The organism is Pseudoalteromonas sp. S4492 (assembly GCF_005886115.1).
GTDB classification, from domain to species: domain Bacteria; phylum Pseudomonadota; class Gammaproteobacteria; order Enterobacterales; family Alteromonadaceae; genus Pseudoalteromonas; species Pseudoalteromonas gelatinilytica.
The window spans coordinates 48,451-69,432 of sequence record NZ_PNCP01000039.1; the positions used below are offsets into that span (position 1 = coordinate 48,451).

Annotated in this window: 19 protein-coding genes; 3 read left to right on the forward strand and 16 right to left on the reverse strand. The window is 40.7% G+C overall.

Annotated elements, in window-relative coordinates; translation table 11 throughout:
* Positions 1 to 5 precede the first annotated feature (5 nt).
* A complete protein-coding gene (gene rluD / locus CWC28_RS12920; RefSeq protein WP_054551746.1) occupies positions 6 to 983 on the reverse strand; it encodes a 23S rRNA pseudouridine(1911/1915/1917) synthase RluD in 978 nt (325 codons plus the stop codon).
* A 129-nt stretch (positions 984 to 1,112) separates the two neighbouring features.
* Here rluD and CWC28_RS12925 point away from each other — a divergent pair, with 129 nt between their 5' ends.
* Complete coding sequence (locus CWC28_RS12925) at positions 1,113 to 1,871, forward strand: outer membrane protein assembly factor BamD (RefSeq protein WP_054551747.1); 759 nt, start codon at positions 1,113 to 1,115, stop codon at positions 1,869 to 1,871.
* Positions 1,872 to 1,929: 58 nt separating this feature from the next.
* Here the strand turns inward: CWC28_RS12925 and CWC28_RS12930 are convergent, their stop codons facing one another.
* Positions 1,930 to 2,268 (reverse strand): P-II family nitrogen regulator, encoded by a 339-nt coding sequence (locus CWC28_RS12930; RefSeq protein WP_054551748.1) that lies wholly within the window; start codon positions 2,266 to 2,268, stop codon positions 1,930 to 1,932.
* A gap of 138 nt (positions 2,269 to 2,406) precedes the next feature.
* Here CWC28_RS12930 and CWC28_RS12935 point away from each other — a divergent pair, with 138 nt between their 5' ends.
* Together CWC28_RS12935 and CWC28_RS12940 are read left to right on the forward strand one after the other, a co-directional pair.
* Complete coding sequence (locus tag CWC28_RS12935) at positions 2,407 to 2,955, forward strand: GspH/FimT family pseudopilin (protein ID WP_138625244.1); 549 nt, start codon at positions 2,407 to 2,409, stop codon at positions 2,953 to 2,955.
* 72 nt (positions 2,956 to 3,027) lie between these two features.
* Positions 3,028 to 3,567: a GspH/FimT family protein gene (locus tag CWC28_RS12940; RefSeq protein WP_138625245.1), complete on the forward strand. Its 540-nt coding sequence runs from the start codon at positions 3,028 to 3,030 to the stop codon at positions 3,565 to 3,567.
* Between the two features lie 6 nt (positions 3,568 to 3,573).
* Here the strand turns inward: CWC28_RS12940 and CWC28_RS12945 are convergent, their stop codons facing one another.
* From CWC28_RS12945 to ribF, 14 genes are all read right to left on the reverse strand, one after another.
* A complete protein-coding gene (locus CWC28_RS12945; RefSeq protein WP_063700174.1) occupies positions 3,574 to 3,999 on the reverse strand; it encodes a type IV pilin protein in 426 nt (141 codons plus the stop codon).
* A 151-nt stretch (positions 4,000 to 4,150) separates the two neighbouring features.
* The gene (locus tag CWC28_RS12950) at positions 4,151 to 7,360 is read right to left on the reverse strand and encodes a pilus assembly protein (RefSeq protein ID WP_063700177.1); all 3,210 of its coding nucleotides are present in this window, start codon (positions 7,358 to 7,360) and stop codon (positions 4,151 to 4,153) included.
* 11 nt (positions 7,361 to 7,371) lie between these two features.
* On the reverse strand, positions 7,372 to 7,884 hold the full coding sequence (locus CWC28_RS12955) for a pilus assembly PilX family protein (protein ID WP_233999198.1): 513 nt from the start codon (positions 7,882 to 7,884) through the stop codon (positions 7,372 to 7,374).
* 430 nt (positions 7,885 to 8,314) lie between these two features.
* Positions 8,315 to 11,341 carry a PilC/PilY family type IV pilus protein gene (locus CWC28_RS12960; protein ID WP_063700180.1) on the reverse strand — a complete coding sequence of 1,009 codons (3,027 nt, stop codon included), beginning with the start codon at positions 11,339 to 11,341 and terminating at the stop codon, positions 8,315 to 8,317.
* A 15-nt stretch (positions 11,342 to 11,356) separates the two neighbouring features.
* On the reverse strand, positions 11,357 to 11,839 hold the full coding sequence (locus tag CWC28_RS12965) for a pilus assembly PilX family protein (protein ID WP_058585470.1): 483 nt from the start codon (positions 11,837 to 11,839) through the stop codon (positions 11,357 to 11,359).
* On the reverse strand, positions 11,827 to 12,816 hold the full coding sequence (locus CWC28_RS12970; RefSeq protein WP_063700182.1) for a PilW family protein: 990 nt from the start codon (positions 12,814 to 12,816) through the stop codon (positions 11,827 to 11,829). Before CWC28_RS12970 ends, CWC28_RS12965 begins: the two co-directional genes overlap by 13 nt.
* 1 nt (position 12,817) lies before the next feature.
* On the reverse strand, positions 12,818 to 13,372 hold the full coding sequence (gene pilV / locus CWC28_RS12975) for a type IV pilus modification protein PilV (protein ID WP_105174641.1): 555 nt from the start codon (positions 13,370 to 13,372) through the stop codon (positions 12,818 to 12,820).
* Between the two features lie 180 nt (positions 13,373 to 13,552).
* Positions 13,553 to 14,263, reverse strand: a complete 711-nt coding sequence (locus tag CWC28_RS12980; protein ID WP_325051034.1) for a LytR/AlgR family response regulator transcription factor — start codon at positions 14,261 to 14,263, stop codon at positions 13,553 to 13,555.
* Complete coding sequence (locus tag CWC28_RS12985) at positions 14,260 to 15,285, reverse strand: sensor histidine kinase (RefSeq protein ID WP_063700186.1); 1,026 nt, start codon at positions 15,283 to 15,285, stop codon at positions 14,260 to 14,262. Before CWC28_RS12985 ends, CWC28_RS12980 begins: the two co-directional genes overlap by 4 nt.
* Positions 15,286 to 15,323: 38 nt before the next feature.
* Positions 15,324 to 16,253 carry a 4-hydroxy-3-methylbut-2-enyl diphosphate reductase gene (gene ispH / locus CWC28_RS12990; RefSeq protein ID WP_063700188.1) on the reverse strand — a complete coding sequence of 310 codons (930 nt, stop codon included), beginning with the start codon at positions 16,251 to 16,253 and terminating at the stop codon, positions 15,324 to 15,326.
* Positions 16,253 to 16,693 (reverse strand): FKBP-type peptidyl-prolyl cis-trans isomerase, encoded by a 441-nt coding sequence (gene fkpB, locus CWC28_RS12995; RefSeq protein ID WP_063700190.1) that lies wholly within the window; start codon positions 16,691 to 16,693, stop codon positions 16,253 to 16,255. The genes ispH and fkpB overlap by 1 nt, the downstream gene beginning before the upstream one ends.
* Positions 16,690 to 17,190, reverse strand: a complete 501-nt coding sequence (gene lspA, locus CWC28_RS13000; RefSeq protein WP_063700192.1) for a signal peptidase II — start codon at positions 17,188 to 17,190, stop codon at positions 16,690 to 16,692. Before lspA ends, fkpB begins: the two co-directional genes overlap by 4 nt.
* 9 nt (positions 17,191 to 17,199) lie before the next feature.
* The gene (ileS, locus tag CWC28_RS13005; RefSeq protein WP_063700195.1) at positions 17,200 to 20,025 is read right to left on the reverse strand and encodes an isoleucine--tRNA ligase; all 2,826 of its coding nucleotides are present in this window, start codon (positions 20,023 to 20,025) and stop codon (positions 17,200 to 17,202) included.
* Positions 20,026 to 20,050: 25 nt separating this feature from the next.
* Positions 20,051 to 20,977, reverse strand: a complete 927-nt coding sequence (gene ribF / locus CWC28_RS13010) for a bifunctional riboflavin kinase/FAD synthetase (protein ID WP_138625246.1) — start codon at positions 20,975 to 20,977, stop codon at positions 20,051 to 20,053.
* Between the last annotated feature and the right edge of the window lie 5 nt (positions 20,978 to 20,982).

Here is a 20,982-nt window from a genome sequence, read left to right on the forward strand (position 1 = left end):
AACGCTTAAAACTCGATATTTGGGTTTGCTTTAGTATCAGCGCGTAATGCTTCTGTCATAGCTGCCATATCATCTGGAATAGGGGCTTGCCAGGTCATTAACTCACCCGTAATTGGGTGTGCAATTGATAGTTTTACAGCATGCAATGCTTGGCGTTTAAAGTCGCGTAGCATTTGAAACAGCTCTGGCGTCGCGCCTTTAGGCGGACGTGGGCGACCACCATACAGTTGATCGCCAACTAATGGGTGGTTTAAATAAGCCATGTGTACACGGATTTGGTGAGTACGGCCTGTTTCTAGACGTAAACGTAAGCGTGTATGTGCACGGAATTTTTCTGCAACACGATAATGCGTAACCGCTGGTTTGCCCATTTCATGCACGGCCATGTGAGTACGTTTTGTTGCATGACGACCAATTGGTTTTTCAACCATGCCACCAGCAGTCATTGTGCCATTACAAATTGCTTCGTATTCACGGGTGAAGTTTTCACGCTTTTGTAGCGCAGACACTAAATGTGTTTGTGCCGGAATTGTTTTCGCCACCACCATTAAACCAGTGGTGTCTTTATCTAGACGATGCACAATTCCCGCACGAGGTACATTAATAATATCAGGATAATGGTGCAGTAAAGCATTTAATACCGTGCCATCTGGGTTACCCGCACCTGGATGAACGACTAATCCCATTGGTTTATTAATTACCAAAATATCATCGTCTTCATAAACGATGTTTAATTTGATATTTTGTGCCTCATATTCACGAGGGGCTTCGATGGTTGTTTCTACACTCACCATTTCGCCACCGAGTAGTTTTTCGCGCGGTGTGTTTAATATTTCACCGTTTACAGTGATTTTATCATCCAAAATCCACGTTTTTATACGTGATCGAGAATAATCAGGGAACAATTGCGCTAATACTTGGTCTAGACGTTTACCGCCAAGGTCAATTGGAACCTCGGCTTGGAGAGAAATTTGCTCTGACATTAGTAACTTTACCCAATTTACCAGTGCAAGCTGTGCTCGACTGGGTTAGAATCGCTTTAATATAATACGTATAGTTTACTCGGTTTTCCTCACTTGGCCTAGCCGAAGACATCGAAGGTAAGAAATAAAATGATAAATAAAATAGGGAAACGTGCGTTCGCCATAGTTTTTTCAGTATCTGTACTTGGCTTAGGTGCCTGTTCATCAGCACCCGATCAAGAAGATATCCAACGCGTTCCTAATAAATCTGCGCAAGCTTTATATGAAGATGCAAAACAAACATTAGATTCTGGCTTATATGCCCGTGCAATTGAGCTATTAAGCGCTATTGATTCTCGCTACCCTTTTGGTCCTTTATCAAAACAAGTACAAATGGACTTAGTGTATGCGCATTATCAAGCAGGTAATACTGAGCAAGCACTCGCAACAATCGACCGTTTTATTCGCTTAAACCCAAACCATAAAGATTTAGACTACATGTACTACATGCGTGGCTTGGTAAACATCAAAGCGGATGAAAACGCATTCCAAGAATATTTTGGTGTAGACCGTGCTGACAGAGATGCAAACCGTACTCGTGTCGCATTTACAGACTTATCAACGCTATTAAAACGTTTTCCTAACAGTGCTTATGCGCCAGAAGCGAAAAAACGTTTAGTATGGTTACTTAATAAAATGGCTCGCTATGAGTTAAAAGTTGCTGAATACTACTATGAGCGTGAGGCATACCTTGCTGCAGCAAACCGTGGTAAATACGTGGTTGAGCACTACTCACAAAGTAGCTACCTTGATCAAGCACTTGAGATCATGGAAAAAAGCTACAACAAGCTTGGTTTACCTGAGCTAAGTGAACACGCTAAAGCAACACGTGAAGCTAATAAGCGTTAAAATAGACTAAAAGCAAAAAGGCGCCTGAGGCGCCTTTTTTAATGTTTGTGGATTAGTATTAAATCGCGTCTTCATCTTCTTCTGCAGTACGAATACGTACAACACGCTCAACGTCAGTAACAAAGATTTTACCGTCACCAATTTTACCTGTTTGCGATGTTTTAACGATAACATCGATAGCACGGTCAACATCTTCGTCGCTTAATACGATATCTAATTTTACCTTAGGTAAAAAGTCCACCATGTACTCAGCACCACGATAAAGCTCGGTGTGCCCTTTTTGACGGCCAAAGCCTTTTACTTCACTTACCGTCATCCCTGTGATGCCCACATCTGATAATGCTTCGCGTACATCATCAAGCTTAAATGGTTTAATAATTGCTTCGATTTTTTTCATTTTCGGGTTACTTATTATTTCTCGATTGCCTCGATTTTAGACAATCCCATTGCTGATGGCAAACAAAGCTATGAATTACGGTGATTAAATCAGCAATCATGATATTATTAAACAAAGTGATTCAAAATAGAGACAACAATGAAATCATTACAACGGGGTTTTACATTATTGGAGCTGATGGTCACGCTTGCCATTGTCGGTATTGTTGCTGTTATCGCTCTTTGGGATAGCTCTGACATGCTAGAAAATGACCGCGCCGAAAGCTATTTATTAGAGTTAAAACGCACACTCAGTTTTGCACGCGCAAAAGCAACAAGTAGTGATGCGATCATTGTTGTTTGTAGTGGTAACACCAACAGCATAGAAACCAACATACGCACTCGTTGTTTATTAAATTGGGATAATGGCAGCGTTTTTGTGTTCTTTGATTCAAACCAAAATGGTGTTTACAACCCCAACGTAGGCGATGTAATTTTAAGAGTCATGGAAGAAGTTCCAGAGAATAGTCAGTTAAATTTCACTGGTGATAATTCTATTATTTTTGATACCAGCGGTATGCTCTCGTCAAGTCAAGGAACGTTTACTTACTGCCCTTCAAAAGCTGATAACGATAATAACAAACAACTAGAAGTATTTACCTCAGGGACTGCTTTATATATTGGCACTACGACAGATGTCTGTAATTAAGCTTTGTAAATTGACAGCCCACACTCTCGAATTATAGTTAAATAAACAGTCGCAATTTTGGAGTCTTCAAGGATGAAGGCACTTACAACTCTGCGCAGCCTCAACGGAGCGACGTTAATTGAAAGCCTAGTAGTGTTATCAATTTTATCACTCCTGCTGCATTTCGCCTTATTTGAATATAAACCACTTCTGGCCAAAAACCGTTTAGATAGCAACATGCAGACGGTAAAAAGAGCCTTGCAATTTACTCGCCTCAAAGCGCAAACAAATGATGCCCATGTCACCTTTTGCGCGTTAAAAAACAATCGTTGCAACAAGGAAATATGGCATAAATCTTTAACTGTTTTTGTTGATAAAGGTGAGCTTGGTGTATTTGAAAGTGGTGATTCCAAATTAATGGAAATCGAAGCGATTAATAAATTTGATATGCTGACTTATCCACGTCATTCAGTCACATTTAGCCCATCAGGCATGCCGATGGGGCTAGGTAACGGGAAATTTATCTATTGTCCAGAATATAGTAAAGCACGCCTCAAAGGGCTTGCTATAAGCGTTAGTCCAATTGGACGGGTCAGGTTAATTGATACTGATAAATGCCAAACTGATAATTGATAAAGCTTATTTACCCCAACATGTGCTTGAATCAGCAGACCCTGTTGATGTTTTTAAACCCGTATCAGATATAGATAATGTTTTACACTCGGTATCTTGTAACGGTGGGCCTGATTTAGGTGTTGCTTTAAATGCAAATGTACCCGCACTATTGTCTACTTCTACAGTGATCGTATAAAAGTTACTTTCTGTAGAGCTAGAAACACCTAAATCAGCAATTGCGCTTGTATATTCACGATTATCGACAAAGTATTGCTCTTGTTTATTAGCTGCATCTAATAACGAAGTAATTGCCTCTGTTCGCGCTGTACGTTTTACGTGCTCAAAATAACTAGGAATAGCAATGCTCGCGATAATCCCTAATATAGCTACGGTAATCATCAGCTCGATTAGCGTAAAACCATTATGATCCTTTGTTCTTATAAAGTTCATAGTTTAAAAACCTATATAGTTGTTTTTAGAGGAGTTACCTCTCATTGTTCTCATCATAGATGCCTAACAATAATTATGCAATTAAGCCGGGTATTCAAATAGCAGTACATGCTCTGCCTTAACATGTAAGGCAGAGCAGTCGCTTAATCCATTATTGGCTATTATCGTTTATCTCTTGCTTATAGATGAAGGTTTGCTGTGTTTTAAAACCAAAGCCAATTGGCACTGCATCACTAACTAGTTTAATTTTACCGTCTTCGATGACTAAACCAGGGCCTTGGATCTCTTGTACTTTCAGTGGGTTTTGCTCACCTTTAATACCTGGACCTATAGTTAAAAACTGGCTTTGTTCTTTAACCTTTTCATCAGTGTTGTCATCACAATAACCATCGCTATTACCATCTACACAGCTGTCACCTACACCAAAATAAAGTTGAGGCGTATCTGGCACATCATTCGAGGTGGTAAATTTTAAGCTGTCATACACCTTTGTACCGTAATGTAAGTGGAAAGCATATAAACTTCCTGAGCCGCCCGTCAGTGAGCACTGATTAGCCGTTTCTGTCGCTGAAGCAGGCGTATACGTGGTGAAATAAGCAACACCGCCAATCACAGTGCTTGCTGCAAGGGATTTTTCACCAGCAGAAGATAAGTTGTAATACCAACCATGATACTCACCTAACTCAATTTCTAAATCGGTAAATTTATCCACGTCGTCCAGTGCATTGCCAAATGGATCAGAATCCATATTCATCAAGTCAGCTTGTGTAATGGTTGCTGGTACATCATTACCTAAAAAAGGCTGAGTAACTGTATTGATATCACGGATCATGAACAGCTGATCATTAGTGACTGTACCGGTTGGTTTAGAACGGTTACCACTGCCTATCAGCACAGCATCAAATGGTGTATCAATACGGGTAGTTACTGCCTTCCCATCAACCGTTGTTTCTGAAACTTTGCTAAACATGGTTCTAGCAATCAAAGGCTTATAGAAGAAACGGCGATCTTGCGTTGAAAGCGCACTCCCTAAACTTGCTAATTTAAAATGTGTCCATGGGTTTTCTGAATCTGTTGGGCTATCAGAAGGCATATCAACACGCCACACATCACCGCCCGTATCCGTTGCATATAGCCTATCAATGTAACCATCATAGTCAGAATCTAAGATACTGATATCTGACGCGATACTATGTTTTCCTAAAAAGCCATTCTCACTCGGCGTTAATGCCCACACTTTTTTGCCTGTTTGCGCATCAACAATAAAAATACCTCTACCATGAGAATCATCAGTACGAATAACATTGTCTTTGTTAGTATCGTAACCAGCACCAAAAATAAGCACAGGTCTGTCTTTATAACCATCTAGATTCACATAAGTAACTGAAGGTTTAGACCAGGTTTGCCCTAATTCTTTAAAGTCACCTGTGCCACCTACAATTGGCTGATCCCACAGCAGACTTGGCGAGTCTGGGTTAGTTATATCGAGTCCGTAGTAGTAATTACCACCGCGTCTTAGGCCAAAGAATGCCCAAACACGGTCTGATCCATTTACGATGCCATCACTATTTTTATCATCAAAAAATACAGAGATTGGCCCGTCAACACCATAAACCTTGGTATCTGCTTGGTTATCACGAAGTGGCTTTATTATTTTATACAAGCTTCGAGGGATAAACGCCCAGCTTTCGCTCAGTACATCGTTTTTATCTTGGAACATATGCAAGTATCCTGCATTAGTACCAATTAAAACTCGGATATCATCATTACCATAGTCAATTGTTACAGGTTTTGAATGTAGTGGATCACCGAAGATGTCTTTACGCGAATCCGTTGTCGATCCATCTTTGTCTTCATCATCAATATCTAGGCCTCTTGACCAATTAATAAGGTCTTCAACTTCATCCGGATCAGCTTCAAAATCAACGGCAGCCTTGGCTATAGTTCCGTAATGGAACACTACCCGATAACGGGTAAAGTTAAGCATGCGGCCGTTGACATTTGTTAGTACTTTGCGTCCTTCATTTGGCACGCTCGAAGAGTTAGATAAATACAGGTTTACACCACCTAACTCAACTGAATTACCATCAGCGCTCTCACCGCTAGGCAGCCAAAAAGTTTTTGCATCTTTATCAATTAAACCATCTTCATTGAGAGCTTGCTTACCATCTCTATCGGTAATTTGGTCGCCAGATACTTTTAGCTTTTTCAGATTTCCACGCCAACGAGCACCTGTTTTAGGGTAAAACATCGCATAATAAATCGATTCGCGACTACGAGTTTGGTCAACATTGTTACTTGCAATTGATGGTGCCGTGAACGTATCGTTCACTTCTCGAATTTGAGTAATGGTATTTTTAAGGGCCTCAGAAAGTTGTTCTGCAGTATTAGCATGAAGGTACTTACCACCACCTTCCGCTGCGGTTTCAGATAGTAAGCGCTTACCATTATCACTCATACCACTACCAAAACCTATGGTATAAACTCGTCCTGTTTCGTGAATATCAGTCGTCGTTGGCCTTAAATCCACCTCAACATCATCAGTACCGTGAATAACTTTTGCGAGCTTGTGTAAATACACACCAGCAATTTTATCATCATCACTTAAATAGCTACCAAAGTACGACTTGTGTAATGCACTAATATTAGAGTCCTGTTCATTATCAGAGCCAGCCGACGGGTCACCATCAGTCATATAGATAATATTTACTGAATTATCACAGCGTTTTACTTCTTCTGAATTATCAAATGGTGAAATATAGGAATAGGTATACTCAATACGTGGCTCGTACCAACAAACTTTACTCCAACCTTTACCAGAGCAGACTCGCACTGATGTTGTATAAGGCGTGCCTCTTTCTATTGTAGTATCACGAAGAGCAGCATTAACCTTTTCGCCGTAGAAGAGACTTTGCCCTGTTATATAAAGATAAGCTTCCCATAGCGTTTCGGTCAGTGGTGTCCCGCCATCGGCAGGAAGACCCGCAATTGTGGTTTTCAAGGCCGATATTTGTGAACCAATGCCAGCTAGCACATAGCCACCATTAGTGCTATTAAAACGCATTAAGCCAAAATCGATGTCATCGTTACCATCAACCAATTTAGTAATAGCGTCTTGTGCAACCCCTAGGCGACTATCTGAACATGGGATATATAAACCATTTGAGAAGCCACAGCTGTTACCAGAGCTGGTTGAAAATGCCATACTACCTGAGGTATCGAAAACTATAAGAACTCGGGGTTTTTCGTCCAAGTTAACATTGTGGTTTACATATAACTCAATATCTTCGGCGTGGCCCAAAAAACTAATGACTGCTAATGAAGATAGCAGTATTCGTTGAGTAATTTTTTCTATATTCATCACTTTCTCCACTAACCGCCCGTATTTAGGCTAGCCATTTCTTGGGCAACACCTGTGCTGATCGTTAAGGTATGTTTACTCTTAGTGCCATAAGTAATCGTTGTATCGACTTGGACCATGTTACAAGACACACCAGCAGTGAAGTTAAATTTACGTGGGCAAGGTAAATCTAGCGCACCATTATTTAAATTTGTCATAGTGTTAGATGCGCCATCCATATCCCCCATGCCATAACCGCCTTCAGGTATTTCAGATGCTTTCATTAAAAAAGCACTGTTGCCACCTGCTGCAGCTTCATTAGCGATAACTTTTTGCACCGTACCAATTAAGCTATTTTCTGCCGTTTCACGCTCTTGCGCTGAGTTCGTTATTTTAATATCTACACTGCTGCTGTTCATTAAGGTCACTGCAATACCAGTCACCGCAACAACCATTATTAGTGCAATAATCAAAACAACACCTTTTTGTTTGTGCATACTTGAAACACTGTGTTTTACATTTTGATTAATTTGATAGTTTTCCATAGCAAACCTTCGCGTGATATTTCATCTACATTTCGCCTAGTAATAATTTAAGTCAGCATAAAAAGACAGGTAAAAAGTGTTTTTAAATTTAAAACATACAACCAATTCAGGCTAACCAATAAGTATTATAATAAATATACAATATCATTCCACTTATTTATTAAAATATTTACCAATTAAAAACAAGAAACCAGATAAGAATAAAGAAATAAAAGCCATTAAAAATCAAATAATTAACAGCAGGGGAAAGAGAGGCGTAAAAAGCGATTTATATACAATAAGTTAATTGTAAATATTTCAAGACAACATTATAAAAAATATATAAATAAAGGCAGCGCACAGTAAAAACAAATAAAAATATCAACCCAGAAGAACTGGGTTGAAAAAGAAGGATTCAGTTAAAATTAAAATAAAATAACAAATCAGTTAATCACTGGCTATTATCATTTTGTTCTTGCTTATAAATATAACTTTGATGAACTTCTAATTTAAGTGGCTCCTCATCATAAAGCTGAACATTGCCATTTTCGTCAACGCTAGGAGTAGGCCCATTAACTACTTTAGCCTCAATTTTCTCACAGTTTTCAGTACAATTTGGGTCTTTATTTGGTAATGGAAATATATACACATCACCATCTTCAACATACATAGTTGGTGTATCTGGTAGTTCTGCCGCTGTTGGGGTTCTTAACCAATCATACACTTTGGTCCCATAGTGAAGATGAAATGCATAAAGATAACCTTGACCTTCTGCAATTGAGCACTGAGAATCCGATAAAGAACTGGTATCTGGTTTATAGGTAGTAAAGTAAGCAACGCCCCCTAACACGGTAGCTTTCGAAGTTGCCTTTTCACCCCACCCTAAATTATAAAACCAACCATCTTTTTCAGCTAAATCAGCTTCTAATTCAACAAAGTCTTTCAAACTGTCGGTCACTTTGGCAAACGGGTCACTATCTACATTCATTAAATCTGATTGCCAAATTAAATCTGGAATTTCATCCTCTTCAAAGCTTCGAGTTACCGTGTTTACATCTCGAATCATATAGAGCTTATCACTGACTTTTAAATTCAATGGATCTGTACGATCACCACTACCAATCAATACCGCATCAAAAGGAGTATCAATTCTTGAGTAAGTTTTTTCACCGTCAATTGTTGTTTCTGTTACTTTACTGAACAACGTTCTTGAAACATATGGCTCATAAAAAAAGCGGCGGTTATTATTGCCTAATTTTGCAAGTTGAAAGTGCGTCCAATTTTTTAGGTTGTTTGTCGCTAAGTCAACTCGCCAGATCCCACCGCCAGTATCACTTGCATACAGTCTGTCAGTGTAGCCGTCGTAATCTGAATCGAGTAAATGTATGTCAGACGCTATACTATGCTCACCTTTAAAGCCACCTTCTGAATTTGTTAACGCCCATACTTGTTTACCTGTTTCTGCATCGACAATGTATAAGCCTCGCCCTTTAGAATCTGCTGAGATTGAATTATCTTTATTCGTGTCGTAGCCGGCACCAAATACCAATAGCGGTCTATCTTCATAGCCTTTAAGGTTGATAAATGTAATTTGAGGTTTAGACCATGTTTGTGCCAGTTCTAAAAATTTTCCATCACTACTTTTTAATGGCCCTCCCCACATCAGAGAAGGTGAATTAGGGTTAGTTATATCTAAACCGTAATAGCTACTACCACCTCGACGTAACCCGAAAAATGCCCATACCCTGTCATCATTATTAACGATGCCGTCTTCATTTTTGTCATCAAAATAAACGGTTATTGGGCCATCCACTCCATACACTTTTGTGTGTAACTTTTTATCGCGTAATGGCTTAATAATTGAGTACAGTTCCGCAGGCATAAATGCCCAGCTTTCACTTAAAACATCGTTCTTGTCCTGAAACATATGTAAATAACCGGCATTAGTCCCAATAAGAATACGAACATCATTGTTGCCATAATCTACCGTCACAGGCTTAGAGTGCAGAACATCACCAAAAATATCATGACGAGAATCGTCTGTTAAACCGTCCTGATCTTCATCATCAACATCAAGTCCACGAGACCAATTTATAAGATCAAAGACTTCATCCGGATCTGAATCAAAATCAACGGCAGCCTTAAATCGATTTCCATAATGGATTATGACTCTGTAAGCCGTAAAATTGAGCATTCGACCGCCCGATAAATTTGTGATTACTTTTCGGCCATTATTTGGGATACTCGATTGTTCAGCTAAATAAGCATTTACGCCTCCTTTCTCAACGTATCCACCATCAGCAATGAGATTGCTATTAGATTGCCAGTATGTTTTTGCTGTTGATAAAATCGCCCCGTCATTACCAAGAGCGGAGTCAAGGTTGGCATCAACTACGACACCACCAGACACTTTTAGCTTTTTAAGGTTCCCTCGCCACCGAGCATCGTTTGAAGGTAAAAACATAGGAAAATAAACTGCATCACGATGTGATAATTTATCTGAATTATTTGATGCTACCGATGGTGAAGAAAAAGTTGAGTTGACCTCTCTAATCTCGGTAAGAACATTATCAAATGCATCACTTAGCGCTTTTGCAGATTCTGCGAAAATATAACTACCGCCACCATTATCAGCAGTCGCCTGTAAAATGTCTCCTGCGTTTTTAACTAAGCCTTTACCAAAACCAATCGTGTAAACATTTGCGCCATCTACAACACTTGTTTCAGGGTATATATCCCTATTTTCATTCTCTTTACCATGAAGAATTGTTGCCATTGAGGGTAAATGACTATTACCCACTTTTTTAGGTGAAGTGCCATAAATACTTTTATATAAGTTTTCTATATATTTATCCTGACCGACATCATAGTAAGGTTCACCGTCTGTCATCAATATAATATTTACGCTATTATCGCATCGTACTGGATCACCTAAGTTCTGCTTGAAAGGAGAAATATACTTACCATTTGATTCTGTTGAACTATCTCTTTTAGCTGGTTCAACCAGATTCGCGAAAAAAAGGTCATCTCCTATTAAGTATCGCCATGTTTCAGTAATAGTTTCAACTAATGGGGTCCCTAATTCTAGATCAGTGATGTCCCAATTTCTGAGAGTATTTTTAATCGCATTATGATTTGTTCCAATCCCATGGACAATATAACCACCAGTACCTTTAATAAGCCGCATTAAACCAAACTCAATATCAGTATTGTCATTGATTAATTTAATCATCGCCTCCTGTGCGACTTCTAAACGACTTCCTTCAGGGCATAGTATTAGTTTTCCTTTATCTCTACAGGCTTTGCCCGTTTCTATAGAGAATGCCATGCTATTTGATGTATCAAAAACAAGTAAGACCCGTAATTTTTCGTCTTCCGCTACGTCATAATTTACATATAGATCTATATCTTCAGCATAAAGGTTTTGGCAAAATACACATGCAAAAATAAAAAATAGGCTGTTTAACTTCATTTTCATACTCGCCTTACTCCATTAATTTCCACTATTTAAGCTCAGCATTTCTTGAGCAATCCCTGTTGTAATAGTGAGGTTATGCTTACTTTTAGAGCCATATTCAATCACTGAATTAATCTCAACCATATTGCATCTTAAGCCTGCAGTATCATCAAAACGTCTTGGGCACCTTAAAGCCATAGGGCCTTCATTTTTGTTAAACATGGTATTAGATGTGTCATTTGTATTACCTAGATCTAGGCCTGTTTCAGGAACTTGCCCTCTACTAAAGAAAAACCGGCTGTTACCTAATTTTTTTGCTTCATTAGCAATGACGTTTTGTACATCACCAATTAATTCATTCTCTGCCGCTTCTCTCTCTTGAGCGGCATTTGTGATTTTAATATCTACACTACTGCTGCTCATCAAAGTCACAGCAATACCGGTTATCGCAATAACCATGATCAAAGCAACGATTAATACAACACCTTGTTGCTTATGCATCATAGTTAAATGCGCCATAAGTTTGCCCCAACATTGTTCAAGCGGATAGTGGTCGTAAATAGTGCGCGTCGGTAGTTATCGTCAAATGTAAGAACGCGGCTATTTGCGTCTTCACCCAATGTATAAGTTTGATTTTTCAACTTAAGGTTTGAATCTGGTAAAAGCGATCTCACAAGTAAGAATACTTGCACTGTCAAAATACCACGGCGATTTTCCCAATCAGTGTTGGTCATCTGGCTGATACTTTTATATGTATCAACACGACTGTTATTTGTAGTATCAAGACCAAACACAAAGTGCATATTTTCTACCCCTTCCATAACCGTTTCAGTTGTCATGCCCCCATCCGGAGTTAAGCGTTTACGTCGAAGTAGAGGAACAGACACTCTTTGGTCATTAATGGTGTAAGTTTGCTTGGCGATGTAATAAACATGATGTCGATAGCGCCAAATCGTGGCATTGCCATTTACAGCCGCTGCCGCGATTGGGCCGCGCTGAAATTCTGCAAGCTCTTGCTCGGCGATGAAATAATAATAGTTATCGCTAGTATTGGCAGGTTGAATTTGTAAGCCTTCTAAAAACTTAATTTGCAGTACATCTGTATTTTTCTCAACATTGTTTATACATCCAAGGGCTGAGTTACCGGTTGTTTGCACTGCATAAACGGAGCGAAAGTTACTGGTTGCAGCTGTATCTGGAAAGCTGCCATTATTAAGGCCTTCTGAACAATCATTACCGGGATTTCCTAAACTGTTTGTATTTGCATCTGAGAAAGAGTCTTCATAAAACGTGCCCCAAAAACCAATCTGTTCAATATCACGTTGCATGATATTCATAGCCAGTCTGCCAGTTTCTTGTAGCTCTCCAATTGTCATCGTGTCACGAGTCGTTGACTTCATGCTTATATAGGTAAACATCACCCCGCCGAGCACCACACCTCCGATGAATAAAGCAACCATCATCTCGACGAGAGTAAATCCATTATGCTTTTTCATATCAAGACCTTAAATAAATATAGCTTTGTAGAACAATCAAACGTCGCTTATCGCCTTTAGAACCACAATCAATTGCAGCGGTATCTTTATTAGCACTAAGCTCTTGACGGCCTTGCCAACTGATCACAACCTCAATATTAAATTCACTCGCATTGCCTGCCGCTACTGGGGTGCTATTTATACACACAGTTGCATCGTCTAAAGCACCGGTGTTTTCACGAGCCTGAATTGCACGCACCCATTGTTGTTTATCTAATTCTGCCAATTGTTGAGCACTACATGCTGAGTTATAGCAACTCAAACTTGTGTTTAGAGCTGTATTACTATCGAAAGTGCCATTATATAACGCTGCAAAGCCAGGTGAGTCGTTCGCTCGCATACGCTGGATAATGTCATTACCAAGTGCTACAGCAGCTGCACGCTGCATAGAATCAAAGCTTGCCTGCTTCGCTTTTGCTTGCAGGGCCACGGCACCTAACAAACCAAAACTTAAAATAACAAAGGCAATAAGTACTTCAATAAGCGTAAAGCCTTGCTGCTCAGAATGTTTAATCATGATGAAGTTAATAGATACTTTTACATACCGTAAGAATATTACGGCAAAAATAAATAACAATCTGTATATGGACGAGCGGTCAAAATGCGCGATAAACGGTACTTAAACTTTGCTCAAAGTTAGATAGTGACTAATAAGAAAGTAATTATTGAAGATAAGATGCTGCAATGAAGATTGTTATTATTTACCCATTACAGCTTTAACATTTTTAAGCTCTCGGCGACTAACTGTCAAAGGCTCTTCATACTGCTTCATCGTAACTGTATGCCCACCTGAAGATGGGCTATTAAGGCTAACAATATGTTGCTTATTCACAAGTGTATTACGGTGAACTCTAAGTAGCTGCAGCGGATAGGTTTGCTCTAGTTGCTTTAAACTTTGCTCAACAAGTGCCTCACCTTCAAAAAACACTACTCGAGTATATTTTTGCTCTGCGATACAGCAAACCACATCATCTACATTAACTCGTCGTATTACACCTGCAAGTTGATAACTAATGTAGTTATTTTCGGGGGCAGTTACTTGAGTACGGTTTAATTTACTCAGTTGTGCCATTGCTTTAGCTAATGCTTGCTCAGAAACAGGTTTAACTAAATAGCCATCAACAGCGAGCTCAAATGCAGTTAGAGCATGTTCTGAATGGGCCGTTAAAAACATAACTGCAGGCGGGATCGAAAACTGTTTTAGCTCTGCGGCCACTTCAAGGCCAGACTGCTTAGGCATATTAATATCAAGCATCACTAAATCGGGCTGTAGTTGCTTACAAAGTTCAATTGCTTGCTCACCATTACTTGCTTCACCAACAATAGTGCAACCCTCATACGCAGCTAATAAACGTTTTATACGTGCCCTTGCTAGTGGTTCATCATCGGCAATCAAAACTTTTATCATGCATCCCTCTGCTTTGGTATTACCAGCTTCACTCTAAATACATCATCACGAATTGTGGTCGTCAGCTGTGCTTTTTGTTGATAGAAAAGCGCCAAACGTTGGCGGATATTATCCAGTGCCATCCCATTTCCTGTTCGTGAGTTATTCACTTCTGCAGCTACAGGATTCGTTATAATAAAGGTATAAGCTTTATCCGATTGATGCATTTCAACAGAAATATTGCCTTGTTCTGCTGGCTCGACGCCATAAAATACCGCATTTTCAATAATTGGCTGTATTGTTAAACACGGAATATCAATGTCTGGCAACTCGCCAGGTAATTGCCAGCTTAATGCTAGGCGTTCGCCATAGCGCCAACGTTCAAGGGCTACATACTGTTGGCACAAAGTAATTTCGTCAACAAGCTTTATGGCTTTACCACTGCGCATAGCAGCCTGTGACAGCGCCGCCAGCGCTAAAATTGCTTGTTCAGCCGCCTCAGCATCATAATGTGTCAGCTCAGCAGCTGTGTTTAAACTATTAAACAAAAAGTGGGGGCGTATTCTGGCTTGTAAGGCATCAAGCTCAGCCTGCGCTAACGCTTTAGTTTGCTGCTCTTTTTGATTATGAATAAGTAAAAATTGGCTGAATAGCGCCGTTACCAAAAATATGATCAGTAAATTGCTGACAATAAAGTTAGCCCTCGACTCCATAGCGAACACATCTGAAAACACTGACAAAAACAGCCAACTAAAAACATACGTTGATGCCAGTAATGTGAATATCAGAATAAATAGCTGCTTTGAATGTGACAGCTCTGTAAGTAAGGCTCGGCACACATACAGTATCGACAAGCTAGAAAGAAAGATTAGATGTAAAAAGCAGCTAAATATAGCAAGGCGTAACCAAACATCACCTAAACTCATGGGTGAGAAGGCGAGCAAAATAGCAATGACTTGGCTGACGATCAGGGTGGCAAGGACACCTCGGGATTGAAAAAGAGCCGCAATCAGCAAGCCGTTTGAATTTGGCTGTTTGCTCATGGGCTCCTCTTTTAACTGTTGACTACTATTTGCTTAGATTAGCGTAGCTCAACAGGAACGGCAAATACTATGTTCTCTTCTTCACCAGGATTTTCAACAACTTGATTGCCACCTAGTTCTTTTAAACGAGTAATAACCTGTTGAACTAAAACTTCTGGTGCAGATGCACCTGCAGTCACACCCACTGCATTGACACTGTTGAACCAATCCGCTTCAACATTACTCGCATCATCAATTAAATAAGCAGTGGTGCCCATTTTGTCAGCAAGTTCACGTAAACGATTTGAGTTAGAGCTATTTTTAGCCCCTACTACAAGCAGCACATCCACTTTATCTGCTAAGTCACGGACTGCATCTTGACGGTTCTGCGTAGCATAACAAATGTCATCTTTACGCGGGCCATCAATTGCCGGAAACTTAGTACGAAGTGCATCAATCACATCTGCCGTATCATCTACAGATAACGTCGTTTGGCTACAGTAAAACAGGTTTTCAGGGTTTTTAACCGTTAGGCCAGCAACATCTTCAGGGGTTTCTACTAAGTAAATACCACCCGCTTCGTTGTCGTACTGCCCCATTGTGCCTTCTACTTCAGGATGGCCATGGTGACCAATTAACACGCACTCAGTGCCTTTACGACTTGCGCGTGTTACTTCCATATGCACTTTTGTTACCAGTGGGCACGTGGCATCGAACACTTTAAGGTCGCGACGCTTTGCTTCACTACGAACAGCTTGCGATACACCATGCGCACTGAATATAACAATGCTGTCGTCAGGAACCTGATCTAGCTCTTCAACAAACACAGCACCACGATTTTTTAAGCCATCAACAACATATCGATTGTGAACGACTTCATGGCGCACATAGATTGGCTTTTCAAAGATATCGAGTGCGCGCTCCACAATACTAATTGCACGGTCAACGCCAGCACAAAAGCCGCGTGGATTCGCTAATAAAATATCCATTAACCTGTTACCTCTAAAATATCAACTTCAAAGGTTAAGCGCTGCCCGGCAAGTGGGTGGTTAAAGTCAATCGTGACTGAGTCACCTTGAACTTCACGAACAAGACCTGGTAACTCTGTGCCATCAGGTTGAGTAAAGGCAATAATATTACCAACTTCAGCTGGGGTCTCAGCACCAAACTTGCTGCGGTCTACATAATAAATGTTATCTGGATTTGGTTGACCAAATGCATCTTCAGGCTCTAATGCAAATGACTTGCTGTCACCAGCCATTAAACCGAGTAAACACTTTTCAAAATTTTCTGTCAGGCTACCATCACCCATTCGCAATTTTGCAGGTTTATTATGCACCTTCGTTGAATCGGCTGCTGAGCCATCTTCTAACTTAATTGAGAAATGAAAGATCACTTCAGAGTTTTCACCAATTACAGCTTGGCTCATGCTCGTTGCTCCTTAGGACTTTCGCCTGTGAAGGCATCAAATAAAAGTAATGCGGCACCGATACAAATTGCACAATCGGCAATATTAAAAACAGGAAAGTGCCAGTTTTCGTAATATACATGCAGGAAGTCAATGACATAGCCATAAGCGATGCGGTCGTATAAGTTGCCAATCGCACCGGCTAATACTAACGCATACGCAGAACATAATACTTTGTTAGACGCTGGCAAGCGTTTCAGCCACCACACTAAAAGCACACTGATCGACACTGCAATCAAACTAAAGAACCAGCGCTGCCAGCCACCTGAATCACTTAAAAAGCTAAAGGCCGCACCATAGTTATGTACATAAGTGAAATTAAAAAACGGCAGAATATCAATCGACTCTTCGTAGGCCATGGTACTAACGACAAGTGTTTTTGTCGCATGGTCTACTACTAAAAGTAGTAGACTCAGCCATAACCAAACCAAGCCACTTTTTCCGGCTAGTTTGCTCACAAACAACTCCTATGCGAACTGACGCTGTTCACCATCGCCGTCAACATTGCTTACACAACGGCCACAGATTTCAGGGTGTGCAGGATCAGCACCTACATCATCACAGTAGTGCCAACAACGCTCACACTTTTCAGCGGTTGTTGCTGCAACTTTAATGAATAAACCATCAATCTCAGTCACTTGAGTACCTTCAGGCTGTGCTGTCACAGTTTCAACTGTCACACCTGACGTTAATAGTACAAAGCGCAGTTCATCACCTAATGCAGCTAATTTCGCGCTTAGCTCTTCACCTGCATAAATGTTTACGTTTGCTTGTAGAGTTGCACCAATAACTTCTTCTTTACGAGCGGCTTCTAGCACACGGTTTACTTCATCACGCACGTTTAGGATTGTTAACCAATCATCGTTGCTGAATTTACCTTGTGAAGAGGCTTGCAAGCCATCGTACCATACTGAAGTGAATACAAACTTGTCACGCTCACCTGGTAATGCTTCCCAAATTTCTTGCGCGGTGAAGCTTAAGATCGGTGCCATCCAACGCGTCATTGCTTCGGCAATGTGATAAAGCGCAGTTTGACATGAACGACGCGCATGACTGTCGCTTTTCGCTGTGTATTGACGGTCTTTAATAACGTCTAGGTAGAAAGAACCAAGCTCACCAGTACAGAAGTTCATTAGCTTTTGCGTTACAAGTAGCATTTGATACTTGTCATAAGCCGCTAAGATTTCATCTTGAAGCTCAGCTGCGCGGCCCACAATCCAACGGTCAAGCTCAACCATGTCTTCAATAGCAACTTGATCCGTTTTAGGATCAAAACCATTTAAATTCGCAAGTAAGTAACGGCTCGTGTTACGAATACGACGATAACGGTCTGCTGAACGTTTAAAGATTTCATCAGATACAGTCATTTCAGCTGTAAAATCAGTTGATGCAACCCATAAACGTAAGATGTCAGCACCTAGTTTGTTCATCACGTTTTGTGGCGAAATTACGTTGCCTAATGATTTAGACATCTTGCGGCCATTTTCATCAACGGTGAAACCATGTGTTAGCACTTGCTTATATGGCGCATGACCATTGATAGCAACCGATGTCATCATTGACGACATAAACCAACCACGGTGTTGATCAGAACCTTCTAAGTAAAGATCAGCAGGACCGGTTAAATCTTCACGTGCATCAACCACACATGCGTGTGTCACACCTGAGTCAAACCATACATCCAACGTATCTTGTACTTTCATGTACTGCTCAGCATCATCGCCAAGTAAAGTTGCTGGCTCTAAGTCATACCACGCTTGAATACCTGATTTTTCAACCAGTTTTGCAGCTTCTTCGATAAGCTCTTGTGTATTCGGATGAAGTGCACCCGTGTCTTTATCAACGAATAATGCAATTGGCACACCCCATGTACGTTGACGTGAAATACACCAATCAGGACGACCTTCAACCATGTTTGCAATGCGGCTTTCGCCCCACTCAGGTAACCACTCAGTCTTTTTGATTTCTCTTAATGAATCTTGACGAAGGTTAGCTTGGTCCATACTTACGAACCACTGTGGCGTCGCACGGAAGATAATTGGCGTTTTGTGACGCCAACAATGTGGGTAACTATGTGTAAGCGCATGGTGATGTAATAACGCATTGTTTTCAGTTAATACGTCAATAACGCTCGCATTTGCTTTAAATACGTGCTGACCAGCAAACATTGGTGTGTCAGGTAAGTAAACACCGTTAGCACCAACTGGGTTAGCCACTTCTAAACCATAAGCAAGACCGGCCGCGAAATCCTCTTGACCGTGACCAGGTGCAGTATGAACAACACCAGTACCAGAATCAGTTGTAACGTGATCAGCAACAATCACAGGCACTGTGAAGTCATAGAATGGGTGAGCAACCTGTAAGTTCTCAAGTGCCGCACCTTTCACATAACCTAGTACGTGGTAATGCTTAAAGCCATAACGGTCCATAGCATCTTTAACTAGCTCAGAACCTAAGATTAAACGCTGCTGTGCACCTTCATCGTCAATTTGAACAAGGGCATATTCAAGCTTTTCGTGAACTGCTACTGCACGGTTAGCAGGTAGTGTCCAAGGTGTTGTCGTCCAGATAACAGTACTCACTGCACCAGTACCTGTATGGCCTTCAGCTAGTTCAAACGCATTGATTACAGCATCTTGATCAGCAAATTCGAAGCGTACATCGATTGCTGGAGACTGTTTATCTTGATATTCAACTTCCGCTTCAGCAAGTGCTGAACCACAATCTGTACACCAGTGAACAGGCTTAGCACCTTTGTGTAAGTGACCATTTTTAATGATACGACCAAGAACACGAATCGCATTCGCTTCAAAGTCAAAGTTCATTGTTAAGTAAGGCTTGTCCCAATCACCAAATACACCTAGACGTTTAAAGTCTGTTTTTTGACCTTCAACTTGCTTTTTAGCGTATTCACGACACTTTTCACGGAACTCAGCAGCAGACACTTTCACGCCCGGCTTGCCTACTTTCTTTTCAACCATTAATTCAATTGGTAAACCATGACAATCCCAACCCGGCACGTAAGGTGCATCGAAGTCAGACAGGGTTTTTGACTTAACAATAATATCTTTAAGAATTTTGTTTACCGAGTGGCCTAAATGGATATCACCGTTTGCATACGGAGGGCCGTCATGCAAAATGAAGGTTTTTTTACCTTTTTTAGCGCTGCGAATTTGACCGTAAAGATCGTCTTCATACCATGTTTTAAGCATGTTTGGCTCACGTTGTGCCAAATTGCCGCGCATTGGAAACGCTGTTTCCGGTAAATTCAAAGTATGTTTGTAGTCGCTCATTAATCCTACTTTCCGTATCGGCTACCTAATTTAAACCAAAACACTGTTTAGCGGCGGTTACATCATCTGCAATCTGCGCCGTCAATTGTGTTAATGTCTCGAATTTTTTCTCATCGCGAAGCTTCTTGATTAGCTCCACGTGCATAAATTGTCCATAAATATCTTTCGCAAAGTCGAAAAGATGAACCTCTAACAATGCGCGTGTTCCATTAAATGTGGGTTTGTTGCCAATATTTGCAACCCCAAATAATTTTTTTTCACCAACGGTTGCTCGCACTGCAAATACACCATTTACAGGACATACTTGGCGCTTCAACGCAATATTGGCGGTTCTGAACCCCAACTCACGACCTTTTTCCCAGCCATGAATAACACGTCCAGAAATTGCATAACCATGGCCTAACATGGTTTTTGCATCTTCTAATTGCCCTGCAGCAAGCGCATGGCGAATAAGGGTACTGCTCACTCTATCATTGAGTCTACGAAAACTTGCAGTACTTTTCACATCCATATTTAGCTCAGCGCCCATGGTTTTTAATAGCGCAAAATCACCACGACGACGTTTCCCAAAGCAAAAGTCATCGCCTACTGTCAGCGCTTTAACGCCTAACTTTTCAACCAAAACTTGGCTGACAAACTGCTCTGCTTCCATATTGGCAAATTGCTGATTGAAGCTAATGCAAATCACCCGCTCAACACCTAGCTTTGCTAGTAAGCTGAGCTTATCACGTAGTCGAGTTAAACGCGCAGGTGCATTATCTTTAGCAAAAAACTCTTGTGGCTGAGGCTCAAATAACATCACGGTACTTGGCAATTGATGCTTTTCTGCGTCTTGCAGCAAGCCTTTAATCACTTCTGCATGACCTAAGTGCACGCCATCAAAATTACCAATGGTCAACACACAGCCATAATGCTGCGCGCGAATATTGTGAATACCTCTAATTAACTCCATGCCAC

What these genes read in the sequence shown, in the direction of transcription:
- CWC28_RS12935 (WP_138625244.1), top strand. Translation starts at nt 2,407, where the DNA reads ATGAAATCATTACAACGGGGTTTTACATTATTGGAGCTGATGGTCACG.
- fkpB (WP_063700190.1), bottom strand. Translation starts at nt 16,693, where the DNA reads ATGAGCCAAGCTGTAATTGGTGAAAACTCTGAAGTGATCTTTCATTTC.
- CWC28_RS12925 (WP_054551747.1), top strand. Translation starts at nt 1,113, where the DNA reads ATGATAAATAAAATAGGGAAACGTGCGTTCGCCATAGTTTTTTCAGTA.
- ileS (WP_063700195.1), bottom strand. Translation starts at nt 20,025, where the DNA reads ATGAGCGACTACAAACATACTTTGAATTTACCGGAAACAGCGTTTCCA.
- CWC28_RS12980 (WP_325051034.1), bottom strand. Translation starts at nt 14,263, where the DNA reads ATGATAAAAGTTTTGATTGCCGATGATGAACCACTAGCAAGGGCACGT.
- CWC28_RS12985 (WP_063700186.1), bottom strand. Translation starts at nt 15,285, where the DNA reads ATGAGCAAACAGCCAAATTCAAACGGCTTGCTGATTGCGGCTCTTTTT.
- CWC28_RS12960 (WP_063700180.1), bottom strand. Translation starts at nt 11,341, where the DNA reads ATGAAAATGAAGTTAAACAGCCTATTTTTTATTTTTGCATGTGTATTT.
- CWC28_RS12945 (WP_063700174.1), bottom strand. Translation starts at nt 3,999, where the DNA reads ATGAACTTTATAAGAACAAAGGATCATAATGGTTTTACGCTAATCGAG.
- CWC28_RS12930 (WP_054551748.1), bottom strand. Translation starts at nt 2,268, where the DNA reads ATGAAAAAAATCGAAGCAATTATTAAACCATTTAAGCTTGATGATGTA.
- ispH (WP_063700188.1), bottom strand. Translation starts at nt 16,253, where the DNA reads ATGGATATTTTATTAGCGAATCCACGCGGCTTTTGTGCTGGCGTTGAC.
- rluD (WP_054551746.1), bottom strand. Translation starts at nt 983, where the DNA reads ATGTCAGAGCAAATTTCTCTCCAAGCCGAGGTTCCAATTGACCTTGGC.
- CWC28_RS12950 (WP_063700177.1), bottom strand. Translation starts at nt 7,360, where the DNA reads ATGAATATAGAAAAAATTACTCAACGAATACTGCTATCTTCATTAGCA.
- CWC28_RS12955 (WP_233999198.1), bottom strand. Translation starts at nt 7,884, where the DNA reads ATGGAAAACTATCAAATTAATCAAAATGTAAAACACAGTGTTTCAAGT.
- pilV (WP_105174641.1), bottom strand. Translation starts at nt 13,372, where the DNA reads ATGATTAAACATTCTGAGCAGCAAGGCTTTACGCTTATTGAAGTACTT.
- CWC28_RS12970 (WP_063700182.1), bottom strand. Translation starts at nt 12,816, where the DNA reads ATGAAAAAGCATAATGGATTTACTCTCGTCGAGATGATGGTTGCTTTA.
- CWC28_RS12965 (WP_058585470.1), bottom strand. Translation starts at nt 11,839, where the DNA reads ATGGCGCATTTAACTATGATGCATAAGCAACAAGGTGTTGTATTAATC.
- ribF (WP_138625246.1), bottom strand. Translation starts at nt 20,977, where the DNA reads ATGGAGTTAATTAGAGGTATTCACAATATTCGCGCGCAGCATTATGGC.
- CWC28_RS12940 (WP_138625245.1), top strand. Translation starts at nt 3,028, where the DNA reads ATGAAGGCACTTACAACTCTGCGCAGCCTCAACGGAGCGACGTTAATT.